General features: G+C 52.9%; 4 protein-coding genes. 1 reads left to right on the top strand and 3 read right to left on the bottom strand.

The annotated features are described in order from the left end of the window. Nucleotides 1-46: 46 nt before the first annotated feature. Nucleotides 47-4834, bottom strand: a complete 4788-nt coding sequence (locus DZK30_RS13005; RefSeq protein WP_162903061.1) for a hypothetical protein — start codon at nt 4832-4834, stop codon at nt 47-49. 772 nt (nt 4835-5606) lie between these two features. Between DZK30_RS13005 and DZK30_RS13000 the strand changes: the two genes are divergently transcribed. After that, nucleotides 5607-5999 carry a helix-turn-helix domain-containing protein gene (locus DZK30_RS13000; protein WP_118974547.1) on the top strand — a complete coding sequence of 131 codons (393 nt, stop codon included), beginning with the start codon at nt 5607-5609 and terminating at the stop codon, nt 5997-5999. A 165-nt stretch (nt 6000-6164) separates the two neighbouring features. On the opposite strand, the gene DZK30_RS12995 is transcribed toward DZK30_RS13000, so the two are convergent. Then, nucleotides 6165-7199 (bottom strand): T9SS type A sorting domain-containing protein, encoded by a 1035-nt coding sequence (locus DZK30_RS12995; RefSeq protein ID WP_118974546.1) that lies wholly within the window; start codon nt 7197-7199, stop codon nt 6165-6167. A gap of 82 nt (nt 7200-7281) precedes the next feature. Further along, a complete protein-coding gene (locus DZK30_RS12990) occupies nt 7282-17100 on the bottom strand; it encodes an HYR domain-containing protein (RefSeq protein ID WP_118974545.1) in 9819 nt (3272 codons plus the stop codon). Between the last annotated feature and the right edge of the window lie 152 nt (nt 17101-17252).

The raw sequence follows: 17252 nt of genomic DNA, 5'->3' as shown, positions 1-17252 counted from the left end.
GAAATTTATCCGGGCAGCGACAGACGCCGCCCGGATAAACAGATGCTTAATCGATCACGTTGATGATCGTATTGGTCGTATTGTTCGAGCTATTCGTTTCACCACCGCTTCCCGGGGCCACCTGGATCACCACGCCGTATATGCCTTTGGAGGTAGAGCCGGTAAGAATAATATTACCGCTAACCACCAGTGGAGTGGCGCCCGAAGGCACTACAGCCGAAGTAGAGGTAAGTATGGTCACCGGACCGGAAGTGCTCACGGTCCATCCCGGTGTAAGACCGGTATTGGCGATACTGAAGCCTGCCGGAAGCAGGAAGCCCGCAGATATGGTACCATTGCTGTTCACTTGTCCTATGTTGTACAACCGCAGCTGTATGGGCAACGATGTGGTACCGGCAAGCGAATAGTTGTTGCTGGCCATATTAGCCACAGGAACAATGTCCGGTGCGCTGCAACTGTTGATGGTGAAGGTTGCTGTCTTCGTGCAGCCCAGGGCATCGGTTACCTGTATGGTATAGGCGCCCGGAGAGAGGCCTGCGAAGGTATAGCCGGTGTCGGCATTAGGCAGCACGGTTTGCTGTGCGATGGTGGTAGTAGCACCCACAAAGATCTTCACGGCATAAGAAGGACTACCACCCTGTACCGAGAAGGTCACAGATCCCATTGCTACGCCACAAGCTGTATCGGTACCTTTTACCTGGAGCAATACAGGAGTAGCCGGCTCTGTAATCGTGAATTCGGCGCTGTCGGCACAACCGTTGCTGGCGATCACCAGCAGGTAGCTGCCACCATAAAGGTTCGTGGTCGACAGGGCCAGGGCCTGGTTGGCGCTGGTAGAGTTCAGTACCTGTGTACCGTTGCGGAACAGTTTGGTATTTACGGTAGCGCTGCCCTGAGCCACATAGTGGTAATACAGCACACCGGAATTATCACCGTTACATACCATCACGTTCTTCACAGAATCAATCGTAATGTCGGGACGATCGGTAACCGTTACATTGAAGCTATAGGAAGAGTCACAGGATGAAGTAGCCGTGTTGTTCACCTTAATGGTATAGGGGCCGGCGAGATTAGGCTGGCTCACCAGGGTGATCACAGATGATTCGACGCTGGCAGAGATGCCGCTGGCGATCATCGTGCTACCTTGATAGAACTGGTAAGGTATGCCGGTAGGTATACCGGAGATGGTGTAATGTGTCACCTCTTCCTGGCAGAAATTATGAGTCGATCCCGGAGTAACAGTCGCACCGTTTACTTTCAGCACAGGCTTGGGCATCTCGGTGATCTGCACCTGGAAAGAACGGTAGGCGGGACAGGCGCCGGGAGCAGACATTACAGTGAGCAAGTAGTGATGCACGCCCACAGCCAGGGTATTGAACTGATGTGTGCTTCCGCCCGGAGTCAGCGCCAGTGGGCTGCCTGAGCTACCGAAATTCTGTGCGGTGCCAGGTCCGGAGACGCGGGTGATCCAGTAAGTCTGGCCTACAGCACCCGAAATGGTAACGGATTTGAAATAGCCTTCACAGAATTTTACCGGATTGGCCGAAGAAGCTGTCGCGCCGGTGATGGGCGCCGTAATATCAGCACCCGGGGTCGCTACGGTATTGGTCTCGATAAAGGTGTAGACGGGAGCTGCATTGGCTTTCACCCAGAAAGAGCGGATGGAATCACAAACGACACCCGACATCATGCCATTGTCGGAATTCTTTACAATAAGGGTGTACAGCCCGGACGAGCCTGCTGTCACCGGCACTTGTATCGTGCTGTTCACACCCGATGCAGTAAGACTGCCGGAATGTACCAAAGTACCGCTGACGCCGCCTTTACGCAATTCGAAAAGGATCGTATTGGTAGCGCCGCCGCTGCCGCACACTTCATCGAATGCGCTGATGTTGTGCGCAGCATCCCAGTTGAAGAAGAATTTGAGATCGCTGGAACCTGCATTATAACATACGCTTACAGTATCGGAAGGCGCATTGATCGCTGTACCGGTACTACCGAAAGAAGACATGCTGGTGGTATTGTTATTGTAAGCATAACCCACGCGTATGCTCGGCTTCTGGTTGATCTTGGCTTTAAAATCGAAAGTATTGCCGCACCAGGTATTGGGGTTCTTCACTTCGATGTGATAGAACATGCGGGTCGGGCTGGAGCAATACTGGTCAAAGTTTGAGGTCCAGTCGTTACCAAAAGTGCCATTAGCGCTGTTCCATACATATTCGCCGTTAGTACCGATAACGCCGGTCTGCAGCTGAGTGAAGGAGCCCAGGCTGGTACCCTTGTTATAATGGATCTCAACGGTATGACCGGGTGTACCGGTGATGCGGATTACCGGGTTGGCATCTTCACACATTTCTACAGTGCTTTCCGCCGCTACCAATTGGTTGTTGTAGTAAACATTGCTGCTCAATACGGGCAACGGGTTTACCTGCACATTAAAGCTAATGGTAGAATCACAGCCGGAAGACAGCATAGGATTGGCGCTTAGTGTAATGGTCGCGCTGTAATTGGTAATGCTGCTAACGCTGGGCGCCGACTGGGTGCTGGTATACGCACCGGAACCGGGAATACTGCCCGAAGCATTGAACAGCGAAGAACCTGTGATGCTGAAAACAGAGCCGGAAGCAGATACCAGCGAATCGCGCACACCGGTCTGTCCGGAGCACAGTTGAATAGTACTGCCATTGGTTACCACTTGTCCGTTCACATAATAGGCGATAGCCGGACGGGGCAGCTCGATCACGGTATAGGTCAGTACTTTGGAGCATCCGTTGACCGTATTGTTTACCGTTACTTCATAAGTACCAGCGGGGGAAAAGTTGATGCTCTGCACCAGCCCCGAGCCATTATTATTTACCGTACCGCTGCTGCCAAAGGGCGCACCGTTACGGGTAACGCTATAGGTATAGCCAGCTGTGGTATTGGTTATATTGAACTGGATCGTGCCGCCGGCGGGCTGCATGCAAATGGTATCGGAAGCGCCGGCATGCAGGGCCACTCCATTCATCTCAAAGCTGAAGACCGGTCTGGGCTTCACGGTCTTTGTGATGGTTTGGTTCAATGGCACGACGCAGTTGGGCGCCGTATTATAACGGATAGAATCGAGGCGGTAAGTATAGTCGGTACCCAGCGCAGAAGGATTGATACCAGACACGCTCACATTTACAGAGCTGACGCCGGAACCAAAGCTGAGCGGCGATTGGCTGCTATAGGCGCCTGAGTTGGTACGGCGGCTGTAGTAAACAGTACGGGCATAGGAAGTGCCTGTATTGGCTGTTACTGTGATATTACTGAAGTTGTCGCCTTCACATACAGACTCAGAAGCTGCGATGGAAGCGGTCAGAGCGGGTCGTACTACCAGGATGCTGCTCTGGCTCGTAATGTTCTGTGTGCAACCATTGGAGCCGGTGGTATTCTGTACGGAGTTGAGGGTTACCGTCGTATTTGCGGTAACGCCGTTCACTGTAATGGTAGCCGAGCCGTCGGGCTGCACGTTCACCGTATTGGAATACGGTGTACCTGGCGCACCGCCGGTTACGGTATAGGAAACCACAGCCAGGGCTGTGCCACTGATGGTCCAGATACCATTGCCACCGCCGGAGCAGAACTCGCCGTTATTGCTAACGATCGAAGCCGTAGGCTGACTTACAGTTACTACTGCGCTGCCGGTCATCACTACCGGTCCGCACACCGTTGCGCTGGATTCGGCCTTAACCGTATACGTGCCGGCAGCGCTGGCCGTAAAGGTGAGCGCTGCGCCATTACCGGCCTGTATTTGCGCAGGGCTTACCGCCGAAGCGCCATTGTACAGCTGATAATTCACCCCGATCTGGCTGCCGCTTAAGGCGATGGGCATGGTACCGCCGGGAGGATTCTGGCATATGTTGCCACTTCCCGATACGGTATATACGGATGGGTTTTCTTTAATAATAGCAGAACCGGTCATATTGGTCTGGCACGAACCGGTGCTGCCCACTACGGTATAAGTACCGGGCAGCATACCCGGCCAGCTGAGCGCTGAGCCGGTACCCGGTACAGGGGCGCCTACGGCAGCCGGGGAAGGCGCTGCCATAGTGCTTACATACAGTTGGTAATTGACGCCGGATTGGCTACCCGACAAGCTAATGGCGGCCGAGCCGCAGGCAGCAGGCGTAGGATTGCTCACGCTGAAGGCAGAAGGGCTCACACAAGTGATCGTACCCTGTATCTGTACATTATCCAGCGATATGGATTCCGAATTGGGCTTGGTACCGGAAAAGCTGATCGTTTGCGCACCGGTAAGCCCGGAAACCGTAGCGACGCCGCCAGGATTCACGCAACCCAGGAAACCCGGCGTTGCAGCCGTACCATAGTTGGCGGCTCCGATCTTTACCTGCGCATTGCTGTAGCTGCCGCCAAGCGAAGAGCGGCGCATATCGGCCGAGATGCTGGTGATCTGCATCTGGTAGCCCGGCGCTACGGTAAGAATGATTGAAAAATTGTAAGAAGTGCCTGATCCGGGGCTCACCAGGCCGTTAGCGCCACAAAGGCTGGTACCGGTAGCACCACCTGTCCAGGCCGCAGCGCTTACATTGGTGCTCACGACCGACGAGCCGTCGAAATCATTGGTGTATACCTGGGCCCGTGCCGTGGCACAAGTCAACAGGACCAGCACGGCCAGTGCCAGTGTTCTCGTTATCCGGGAAAAGTAGGCTCCCCGGTGGGCGGTCAGCCGCCTGATCGCCTGAAGAGCGGGTGCAGACCGCCTGTTCACGAAGGCCGGGGTCTGCTCCTTACTCTGAGCGGCCTGCATCATTCTGGGAGACGTATCTCCCCTTGCGTTTAGCTTAATCATTGGTAAGTGTTTAAGGGTTTATAAAAATTATAGCTGGGGTAATTCCACTTGAATTAGGGACAAAAGCCTGCCCTCCCGGTTCCGTATTGGCTTATGGGGCCGATAGGAAACGGTTGTCGGGATCATTCCGGATGAAGATTATTTCATCTGCTGAAGGATATAGCTATGGGGTCAGAATGCTATACCATGAAAAAGAAAAATGGTGACAGGTCGTTCATAGGCAAAAGGGGCTTATCGGGTTTATTGGGGTGCTATTTTCCGTTACTGAATCTTCTTTCGATTGAAGAAAGAGGGTGGCAATGAATGAAAAAATATTAACACAAAAGTAGGTTTAATATTTTCACAAAAAAGGACTGATCAAGGTAGGTTATACTATCAAATTATGCTAATATGATTAGCAACCAGGTTAATACCTGGTTTATTGTCATAAATTTAATTTGAATTAGTATTATTCATAAATAGTCAATTCTATCACTTCTGCAGCGAAAAACATATCGCAATCACATTAAAATCAGCATAGAAGCCATTTATTTTCTTGTTCAGAGGTGTTTTTTTTACATAAAACGAAACAAGATATAATATTTTTACTACAGAAATGTCCAATACGTAGAACTACGTGAAAAGTACTAGCAGCAAAAAAATAAGCACAAAAGAGACATTTTTATTTTTACAATTCCTAACTTTACTTTGAAAAAATAAAGCGCCCTATTTTATTTTTTTAACAACTACCCATAAACCACCCCTTTTAACCCACCCTGAAAACCCCCGTTTTATGGAATTAAACGCTATCAGATGCAACATTAAAAAGCTAAGAAAATCAGCAGGCATTACCCAGAGAGAAATGGCTGCCAAACTCTTCATCGAGGAACGTACCTATTCCAAGATCGAAAGAGGTGAGCAGAAGTCGATGGATATCCGTTTTGTCGCTTCTATTGCCGACATCCTGCACACCAAGATCTGCAACCTGCTTAAAGATCCCGATCCTCTGGGACCACAACAGGTGGCGACTGACCCGGCAATGGTCTTGCAGGAAAACCATGCCTGTGGCATCGACGGACCATCCAGGACAACGGATATCGCCGGCGAGATCAGAAAGCTGAAAGATGAAATTAAAGAGCTGATCCTTTGTCAAAAGGAGACCCTCAAATACCTGAAGAGTGCTTGAAAGAGGGCGAATCCGGCACACAAAAAACGATTGCTTAACAGCAACCGTTTTCTATTCTATATTTCCTCAAAAGCTGATGAACAGTATATTCCAGGCTAGGATCTACAATATAGGAACGGGCGGCTCCGATGGAAGCCGCCCGTTTTAATGATCTGCTGCTACAGCCTATTCGGCCTTTACGAACTTGCCATTGAAAATGATCTTCGTCCCTTTTACCACTTGCAGGTGATAGGTACCGGCAGCCAGTCCTGAAGTATTCACAGGGTGAACAGCCTCGTCCGTTGCTTCTTCAATGATCACCTGGCCCAGAGCGTTGAATACCCTTACCGTATTGTCGCCCTGCATGCCACGTACATTAACCACATCAATTGCAGGATTAGGGAATAAATCGATAAGCGACAGGCCACAATCGACTGTTGCATTGGCAACAGATGATGTCGTCGTTTTTCCGTCCGCGTCATGCTGCACAATACGGTAGTAATTCCGGCCTTTATAGGGATGAGCATCTGTGTAGTGATACCGGCGCTCTTCCGACCCGCTGCCCTGCGACTTGATCTTGGCAACGGATTCAAAGCGTATGCCATCGTTACTTCGCTCCACGCTAAAGTAATCATTGTGCAGCTCGTTCAGCGTAGTCCAGTCCACGTTCACTTCGCAGCCTTTGGTGCCGGCATCCACCGTTCCAAAAGCAACCGGCAGCGGTACACCCATTACACTTACCGTACCGGTAGGGCTATTGTTGCCTTGGTTGGGGTCAGTATACATGGGAATATACTGGAAAATCTGACCCTGGTAGGTCTGACTGGCCACTGCGCCTGTAGTTCTGAAAGGCACTGAAAAGCTAACAATACCCACCGGTGCGAAACCGGCTACAGCAACGATAGGCTCCAACAACACCGAAGTAGGGCTTGTCAACGTATAGGTCCAACCCGCCGGACATCCGGGATAGCTCTGTGCAAACTCGAAACCGGATGGTAAGGCTAGCGATATAGCAAAGGAATGCGGCAGTAATAGCACCCCCGACCCATTGGAGAAGGTAACATCATAAGAGCCGGGCGACACATAACCCGGGTAAGTTCCCAGGTTAGGTCCGCCTGTAAGGAACAGGTCTGCCTGGGGAATGGTTTGTGCAAATCCCGCATCTGACAAGCAACACAACAGCGCGCCTGCACAAATCATTTTGCCGAATAGTGATTTCATAATTTTTGATTTGAATACGCTTTAAAGATTGCATTTTGCTGTTCCGGTCCGGCAGCTGCTGCTACCGGACCGGTAAGCTTTCTTAATTGGTTTTGTTCAGGATACCGCTCGCCGAATTATTCTCAGGAGAATCGTCTCCACCGGAGCCAGGTCCAAGGATGACCTGCACGCTATAGGTTCCGTTGGCCACAGCTGGCGCCAGCTGTATCGTTCCCTGTATCGAAGAGAAGCCGAAGTTGCCGTTGATCGTCGCAGGTGACTCCAGGATGTAGTACGAAGGCGCTTCCGTCACCGTCCAGTCTGTATTGCTGAACGTCATAGAAGAACCGGTGGCTGTGGGCTTCAGCACATACAACGTGATGTTACCGGAGCTGGGCACAGCTGCTACGTTGAACAGGTTGATGGTATAAGGACGACTGGTATTGCTGCTGGTGAAGGACGGCACCGGTATGGTGATCGTCGGCGCCAGGTTGGCCCTGGGTACAGCAACCACAACCGTGATCGTATCCTTATTGTCGGCCTGCAGGGTACCGGTACAGCCATTGGCATCCTGTACACTCAGTAGTGTGTATGCGTAGGCGCCCAGCACTGCATTGGATTGCGGCACGGTAGTTACCGTATTGGCGCCGGTCGTGCTGATCGTCTGCGCGGGACCATTGTTCACGGAATAAGTGAAGGTATATGGCGCCTTGCCACCACTGGCAGCAAACGTAATGTTTGACGTGGTATTCAGGTTCTGCGCTACCGTTGAGGTACCGCTGATGTAACCGGCAAGCCTGTTCACTACTTCGATGTTGTACGAGCAGGTCTGCGTATTGCCGGCCGCATCTGTGGCCGTATACGTTACCGTAGTTGTACCTACTTCAAAGATATGTGTACCCAGGTAGTTGATACCACTGGCGGCAGAAGTGCCGCTGGTAGCACCGGACAGCGTCCAGGTCAGCGTGCTCATATTACAGTTGTCGGTCACTGCCGGCACTGTCGTCACGATCTCGGCAGTACAGCCGGCGTTGTTCGTCACTACATTGGTCATAGATGCAGGACAGTTGCTAAATACCGGTGCGGTATTATCGGTAACGGTCACATCGAAAGAGCAGGTAGCGCTTACATTGCCCGCAGCATCTGTAGCCGTATAGGTTACCGTCGTCGTACCCACAGGGAACAGGTCGCCGGGTTGGTGACTCTTGTTCCATACCAGGTTGGCGGCCGGGGTACAATTGTCTGTGGCAGTAGGCTCGGTCCAGCTGGCAATGGCTTCGCAGCCGGTAGCGCCGGCGCCTGTATTTACCTGGACAGCCGAAGGGCAGCCCGCGATCACCGGTGCGGTATTGTCGGTCACCACGACGTTGAACGTGCAGGTAGCACTTACATTACCGGACGCATCTGTTGCGGTATACGTCACCATGGTCATACCCACGGGGAATACGTCGCCCGGCTGATGGCTTTTGGTCCATACCAGGTTGCCCGATGGCGTACAGTTGTCTGTAGCAACAGGCTCGGCCCAGGTAGCAACGGCAGAGCAAGGTGTCGCGCTGTTGCCTGTATTCACCTGTACGGTAGCCGGGCAATTGCTCAGCTGCGGTATTGTATTATCGATTACGGTAACATCAAAAGAGCAGGTTGCGCTGACGTTACCCGCGGCATCGGCAGCCGTATAAGTAACTGTGGTGACACCCACGGGGAATACATCGCCCGGGTGATGATTTTTGGTCCATACCAGGTTAGCCGATGGCGTACAGTTATCTGTAGCGGTTGGCTCCGTCCAGGTAGCAGCGGCCTCACAACCGGTAGCGGCAGCGCCGGTATACACGGTAAGCGCAGCAGGACAGCCAGCCAGCACAGGAAGTGTCTGATCGGCCACTACCACATCGAAAGAACAGGCGGTGCTTACATTACCATGTTCATCTGTCGCCGTATAGGTTACGGTAGTGGTACCTACCGGGAATACATCTCCGGGATGATGGCTCTTCGTCCACACGAGGCTGCCTGAAGATGTACAGTTATCCGTAGCAGTAGGCTCGATCCAGGTAGCGGTAGCGCTACAGGTTGTCGCCTGCGCATCGGTACCGACATGAATGGTAGCCGGGCATCCGGCAATCTTTGGCGCCTGCGCATCTGTAACGGTAACAATAAAAGAACGTACAGAGTCGTTGCCTGCCTGGTCCGTAGCGGTATAAGTAACCTTGGTGGTACCTACCGGGAACACAGAACCAGGTGTATGTGTACTGGTGAAATGCACGGCGCCCAGCACACCGCAATTATCGGTTGCCACCGGCGCTGTCCAGCTCACGCGCTTACCACAGCTATCAGCCCCATTATTCACGACGATATCGGCCGGGAAGCTCACGATAGCAGGTTTGCTGTGATCGGCAAAATTGACATTAAAGGAGCATTGCGCTGCATTGCCGTGAATGTCGGTAACGGTAAGTGTTACGGGAACAGATTGGGTAAAGGCAGCAATAATAGTACCGGCAACGGGACTTTGTGTCACCGTAGCCACGCCACAAGCATCTGTAGCGGTCACCCGGTAAGTGAGATCCGGGATTTCCGCGGTACAAAGCGGTCCTTTTTCCATAGTCGTATCGGACCAGCAACTCAAGGCGGGCGCTGTTATATCCATTACGGTTACCGTAGCATTGCAGGTAGCGTTGTTGCCAGAGGCATCTGTAGCCGTAAGCGTCACCACGTTCTGACCTACATTAGAACAGTCGAAGCTTAGCTTGCTCGCCGCCAAAGTGATGGCAGAGCAATTGTCGTGGCTGTTATTGTCGATCATCGAAGGTGTGATCGTAGCCGTACCGGCAGCATTCAGGTTCACCGTAATGTTCTTACAAATGGTAACCGGAGCGGTGCCATCCACAAGGTTCAGCGTAAAGCTGTCCACGCGGTAGTTTCCGGCAATATCAGTGGCCTTCACTTTTATGGTGCGGGTGCCGCCATAGCCGATCACGAGCGATCCCGGCTGATTGGGAGCAAGTTGCTCCAGGGTCACCGTACCGCCACAATTCTCGTTTACCATAAAGAGATTCCGGTAGTCGGGCATTGGTACCTGGCAATTGTTGCCTGCGCCCACATTAAGCGTCTGGGCTGCGGGTGCGGTCAGTACCGGCGCCTGCACATCATTCACCGTTACGGTGAAGGAACAGGAAGCCGTATTACCGGCGGCATCCGTTATCACGAAGGTATTGGTCGTATTACCCAGTGGGAACAGGGATCCGCTGGGCAGGCCTGCTGACTGGGATACGGTATAGCCTGAACAGTTGTCGTGGGCTACCGGTGCATTAAAATTAACGATAGCGCCGCATGCGCCGGCATCGTTGCCCTGCGTAATATTACCCGCGCAGGAAATGGTCGGGAATACATTGTCAGACACCGTTACGGTATAGCTACAGGTATTATGATTACCGGAAGCATCGGTCACCGTATAAGTCACATTGGTAATGCCTACATTGAAGTGATGCGTTCCGATAGCGCCATTACCTGAAGCCAGGGTAGCACCGGACATGGTCCAGCTCAGCGGATTGGCGCCCAGGGTACAGTTATCGGTATAAGCCGGTGTTGTTGTGGGCACGTCGTTTCCGCAGTCGTTGGTTGCAGAGAACGCCGTCAGGTTGACCGGGCAGGCAGTAAATACCGGCAACTCCGCGTCTTCTACGGTAACGGTGAAGCTGCTGTCTTTGCTGCTGCAAATGTTTGTTGCCGTCAGGGTGACGGTAGTCACACCTTTGTTGAATACCAGGCCGCTGGCATCGCCGCTGCCTGAACCGGTGGTCGCACCGCTCAGGGCATAAGCCACAGTAGGACTGGGTACACCGTCTGTCACCGGTCCCGTATAGGTCACCGGAGCCGCGCAGGTACCGGTTACGGTCTGTGCGAGCTGGTTGCCGGGAACAGCCAGGAATGCCGGTGCAGTATTGATCATCATGCTGTACGACGAGCTCCTGGCACATCCTGCTGCAGTGGTCACGGCCAGCTGGTAAGTACCGGCATCGGTAGTCGCTGCTGTAAAAGTATAAGCAGGGTCATTCAGATGCCCGCTGGCAACAGGGCTGCCGTTGTGGCTCAACGTATAGCTTGAGGAAGCATCGCCGGTGAGCGCAAGCGTTACAGGTGTACCGGCGCAATGGGTAGTTGTGGCATTATCGGCCAGCGCCGCATTGTTCACGGTAAGGATATACTGAGGCAGCGGATTGATGGCCAGCTCGTACGTACGGGATGCAGTGCAGCCGGTAGCGATATTGGTCAGCGCCACGGTATAAGTACCCGCATCATTCAATGCTGCTGCATTGATCGCATAAGCCGGGCCGTTTACCGTTCCTGAAGCAAGCGTATTGCCTCCTTTGCTGATCACATAAGTATGACTTGCATCGCCGGTTACGGCCAGCTGAAGGGGTGATCCTTCACAATGTGTAGCCGTCTGGCCGGTAGCCAGCACTATGCCATTCACCACAAAAGAATCAGTCGGCTTGGGATTGACATAGATGTGGTAGGTTTTAGTCGCCGTGCAATGGGTTACATTGTCCGTCAGCGTCAGTTCATAGGTACCCGCCGTCGTATTGGTAGGCGTACCTCCGGAAACGAAAGTATGAGAGAAGGATCCGTTCGCATCAACCGTTCCGGTAGCATAAGACGCGCCGTTGAACAGCATAGAGAAGGTATGCCCTGGCGTAGCACCGCTGATAGCAAAAGTAGTGCTTGTCGCCTGGCAGATCTTATCCGTAGCACCATTGGCTACAGCCTGGCCGTTTACATTGAAGGTAAATGCCGGCGAAGGATTAACGGTAATCGTAAAGGTATCGGCAGTGCCGGTACAGCCATCAGCTTCAGGCACAATACGTACGTTCGCAACGATCGCGGTCGTACCGTTGTTGATCGCGTTGAAGGCACTCATATTTCCTTTGCCATTAGCAGCAAGCCCGATAGACGGTTGATCGTTGGTCCAGTTGAATACCGTACCAGATACAGCGCCGCTGAAAGAAATTGACGCGGGTGAACCATTACATACGATCTGATCAGTAGTAGCGACCACAGTAGGTGTAGGCTTCACAGCAATCATAAACGTATCGGAAGGACCATCGCAACCATCAGCTACAGGCGTAACAACAATACGGCCCTGCGCCATACCGGCGTTATTATTTATCGCATTGAAGGAAGCGATATCACCGGTTCCACTGGCAGCAAGCCCGATAGCAACATTGTCGTTGGTCCAGTGGAATACGGCGCCGGATACGGCGCTGTTAAAATGTACCGCAGTTGTAGCAGCGCCATTACAGATCGCCTGATCGGCCGTGGCGGCAACATGGGGCGTAGGCTTCACGGTAATGATAAAGGTATCGGCAGCGCCGGTACAACTATTAGCTTTGGGCAGTATGCGCATATGCGCACTTACCGGTGCTGTACCGTTATTGATACCATTGAAGGCGGCAATTGTACCGGTACCGGAAGCGGCAAGACCTATGGCAGGATTATCGTTTGTCCATTCAAATACCGTACCAGCTACATTGCCGGCAAAAGAAACGGCTGTGATCGCTGCGCCATTACAGATCGACTGATCGCTTGTAGCGACTACAGCTGGTGTAGGATTGACAGTGATCGCAAAGGTATCGGCAGCGCCGGTACAGCCATCGGCTGAAGGCACGACACGGATATGAGCAGTTAGGGAAGCCGTTCCGCTATTGCTCGCATTGAAGGAAGCGATATCGCCATTGCCCGATGCAGCCAGTCCTATCGACAGCTCATCGTTAGTCCAATGGAATACGCTACCGGCCACAGGACCATTAAAGCTTACTGCAGCTGTTGCGACGCCGTTGCATAAAGTAGCATCGCTCGTTGCCACTACAGATGGTGTAGGTTTGATGGTTACCATGAAGGTATCGGCGGCACCGGTACAGCCATCGGCCAGGGGCGACACGCGGATAGCAGCTGTTACGGGAACATTACCGCTGTTGACACCATTGAAGGAAGCGATATTGCCGGAACCGGAAGCGGCCAGGCCTATAGATGGTGTATTGTTGGTCCAGTTCAATACAGTCCCGCTCACCGGTCCGCTGAAGCTAACCGCCGTAGTATTGGCGCCATTGCAGCTATTCTGATCGGCAGTAGCCAAAACAGAAGGAGTAGGCTTCACCGTGATCGCAAAGGTATCCGAAGCACCGCTACAGCCATTGGCTTTAGTGGTTACACGGATATGGGCGTTTACCGGAGTAGTACCGTTATTAATACCATTGAAAGAAGGAATGTCGCCGGTACCGGAAGCGGCCAGCCCGATAGCGGTATTATCATTGATCCATTCGAAAACGGTTCCGTTTACGCCGCCGCTGAAATTAACAGCAGCAGTGGGTGCATTATTACATACCTGCTGATCGGCAACGGCAACAACATTGGGTGTAGGATTAACCGTAACCGTAATGGTTTTAGCACCACCCACACAACCTTGAGAGCCTGGGCTCACCGGTGTGAAAGTGTACACGACATTAATCGGTGCATTGGTATTGTTGGTTAATGTTTCGGTAAAGCTTCCATTGGTGAGGTAGCTCATACCGGAAGCGCTGGTAGCGGCCGTATGTCCTGCGCCGTTATAAGCGGCAGTCCTGTTGTAGGTACCACCGACAGCGTTGGGATTGCTGATGCTGATGCTTACATTACCGCCATTACAAACCGGGCCCGCAGCAATAGCATCCAGGTCGGCAACAGGCTGTATGGTTACCAGGGTTTGTCCGCCCATCGCTTGCGCCGTAGCGTTGCAGATACCAGGTGTGGGTAGGGTACCGCTGTTGGGATGGAACACCAGTGACGACAGCACGAAAGATTCGGTGGTGTTCGTCGTACCATTGTTCGTAAAGCTATAAGAAGGACTGATGATACCGGCATTGGGGGTAAGACCGCTAAAGGTCTTACCGTTGGTGAAAGTACCGCTGAAAGTACCACCCGATACCGGATTCACGCTGATATTGATATTGGAGGTCTGCCCGCTGCATACATTGGCATTGCTCGATGCCGTGATGGTGCCTTGTACCGCTCCCAGGGAAGCGATCAATACCGTATCGGCAGAGGAAGCGCAAGCATTATTGCTCAGCGTCCATTTCAGACTGTAGCTGCCACCGGCAACAGCAGGTGTAAATACTGCATGCGCGTCGGTGAGGCTGGCAAACTGGGACAAGGCAGTGCTGGGACCGCCAATAATGCTCCAGGCGCCTGTTTGGGGCGCCACACCGGGTGCAGCGTCAAGCGCCTCGCCGGTGCTGCAGATCATTTTATCTGCACCGGCCTGCGCCACGGGAATCGCATTGACCGTAACATCAACGGCAAAGGGCGTACCTGCACAGCTGGCAAAAGAAGGCGTAACCGTATACCGGATAATACCCGACCCTGCGCTACCATTGGTCAGCGTCTGGGCAATGGCATTGCCACAGCCCGTGCTGCAATTGTTGAAACCCGTAACCATACCGGATTGCAGCGCTGCGGTCCAGGCAAAGGTAGTGCCGCTTACATTGCTGTTCAGTGCCACGTTGGTAGCCGCGCCACTACAGATGGTTTGTGCGACGGCCGTACCTGTTGGTATGGGGTTTACGGTTACATCTACGGTGAATACCGTACCGGGGCAACCCAACGATGAGGAAGGTGTTACCGTATAACGCACCACTGCAGGAACAGTAGTCGTATTGGTCAGTGTCTGTGCTATAACCGTTCCGCAACCCGTGCTGCAATCGCTAAAACCGGTAGCTGTACCGGATTGCAGCGCTGCGGTCCAGGTAAAGGTAGTTCCCGGAAGAGAAGCGGAAAGTGCCACATTGGTGGCGGCCCCGGAGCATATAGCCTGAGCGCTGGCCGACCCGGTGGGTACCGGGTTAATGGTAACCGAAGAAGAGCCGTTCAGGCTACGGGTACAACTGTTCGCCGGGTTGGTAACAGATACCAGGTTAAGTACCTGGTTAGCCGTAGCGCCGCCAATGATCAGCGAAGCCGTTCCTGATCCGGAAAGCGCTGCAGATGCGGCTGTTCCGTTAAGAGTGTAGTTAACCACATAACCTGCAGGTCCGGTAAGATTAAATACAGCGTTGTTGCCCGCGCAAATATTACCGCCATTGGTTACGGCAACCGGTGTAGCAGCCGAAACAACGATCGTGAAGGGTTGCTCTACCAATGTGCTGGAATGGTGATAAATATCAGCGGCTACCAGCTCTATAGCATAAGAACCAACATCACCGGCGCCGGGTGTACCGCTCAGGGTAGCCGTTCCGTCGGGGTTGTTGGTAAGTGTAAGCCAGGAAGGCAACACGCTATGCGCTTCAAACTCCAACTCATCACCGTAAGGCAGATCGACGTCCGTGCCGGTAATCGTATAGCTGTAAGGCTGACAGGCCACAGCGCTGACAATGGGAGAGGACGTGAACTGGGGCTTGGTATTTACGACTACGTGGTATGTTCTTGTCGCAGTATTATTATTCTGATCTTCAGCAACGAAGCTAAAGGCATGATCGCCCCACTGCCCTACAACGGGCGTCCAGCCCACATTCACCTGCGGTGTGGTGGTCAGTGCCGTAGGCAGGGAAGGGCTAAGGGTAACACCGGTGGGAACAGAAGCGGAAAGGATCCGGGTAGTCACTGTGGGGTCCGGATTGGAAGCCTTGATCACATCGTTCAGTGTCGCTCCGGTAAGCAAGAGCCTGTCGGGAACTGCAGGAGGCGTGGGCGCCAGGAACTGCGGACCGGCTGTTACATTAATCCTTACAGTAGTGCTGGTTTGCACACCTACATCATCGGTAGCAACAAAAGTCATCACATAAGTACCCAGCTGCGCAGCAGTAGGCGTCCAGCTGAAATTGGTGCTGGGCGAAGGTGTGGGCGTGCCCGAGGGGCTAAAGGTAGCGCCTGTGGGTAAGCCGGCGCCATTGAGCAATACTGTGCTACCCACGTCCGGGTCGGAAGCGGCTACGGCAAACGCAATATTATCGCCTGGGTGCACATTATAGACCGCATTGTTCAAAGGCGTTACGGCATAATCGAATACAGGCGGATTGGAACTACCCACGATTTTGACCAGGAAATCGACTACAGATCTGGAGCCGGTGGCATCTGTGATCGTAAAAGCGGCGCTCCACAAGGTACCTACGGCCTTACCAACCGTATTGAAAGTAGCAGCCCCGGTAGCAGAATTGATGCTGATACCCGGCGCCTGGATACCGCCACCGAAATCGACAGAGGCAGACAAAGCATAAGTAAGCGCACCGCCATCGGGGTCGGCGGCGGGCACATTGAAAGTGGCATTAGGAAGGCCTGTGGAAACACTGACCACTGGAGGAAGCGTAGAAACAGGAGATCCGAGATTACTGGTACTCAGGTTAACCGAGGTTACCTGGCCGAAGTTGCCATCTGCATTATTCTGCAGGGTGCTCAGACGACAGCAGTTGGAGTAGCTAACATTGAAGTCACCGCTGGAAGCATAGGTATGCGTAGTCGTGAAAGTGCCGATGAAATAATCTTCAGCAACATTCACAGAATTGACCTTGAGGCTTACCTGGGCATTGCTGTTATCGCCAAAGTTCAGGAAAACACCGTCGCTTATCGTACTTCCCACAGCCACACCGGGCCAGTTGGACATCCGGTAAGATTGGGTAAGTGTAATAGTAATGGTACGCGAAGCGGCATCGGGACGGCTCCAGGTAATGTTCCCGTAGCGGAAATGCGAGGCTTCTGCCCGGATGGCCGTCAGTACGGAAAATAGTATTACGAGTGCGGCAGCTGCAGCCATACCGGGCCTGAACGGCATCCGGGGCCGCTCCTGGTGAAAGCCGCGGGCTCGCTTCATGGCATTGGTGACAAAGGCCACCAGGAATAACATATACCGCCACAGGTTATCCTGCCGGGGTACACGTCTTTGTTTAGGGAAAATTTGCGTCATAAACGTGTGGATTGAATTAAAAGCAAGATTGTTTCGATTACGCTCGGAGATTGCAATGAGTAACAGGGTAGGTCAGGAGATAGGGTAGACATCGCATAGGGATACAGGTAAGCGCCATGCCGCCGGAAAGCACCGGGGTATACCGGTCAGCG

The sequence above is a fragment of the Taibaiella koreensis genome (assembly GCF_003545715.1).
GTDB classification, from domain to species: domain Bacteria; phylum Bacteroidota; class Bacteroidia; order Chitinophagales; family Chitinophagaceae; genus Taibaiella; species Taibaiella koreensis.
The sequence above is the reverse complement of the archived record's forward strand: the minus strand, read 5'-3'. Positions and strand labels throughout refer to the sequence as shown.

Coding starts and splice junctions, on each gene's coding strand:
- DZK30_RS13000 (WP_118974547.1), top strand. CDS start 5,607: ATGGAATTAAACGCTATCAGATGCAACATTAAAAAGCTAAGAAAATCA.
- DZK30_RS13005 (WP_162903061.1), bottom strand. CDS start 4,834: ATGATTAAGCTAAACGCAAGGGGAGATACGTCTCCCAGAATGATGCAG.
- DZK30_RS12995 (WP_118974546.1), bottom strand. CDS start 7,199: ATGAAATCACTATTCGGCAAAATGATTTGTGCAGGCGCGCTGTTGTGT.
- DZK30_RS12990 (WP_118974545.1), bottom strand. CDS start 17,100: ATGACGCAAATTTTCCCTAAACAAAGACGTGTACCCCGGCAGGATAAC.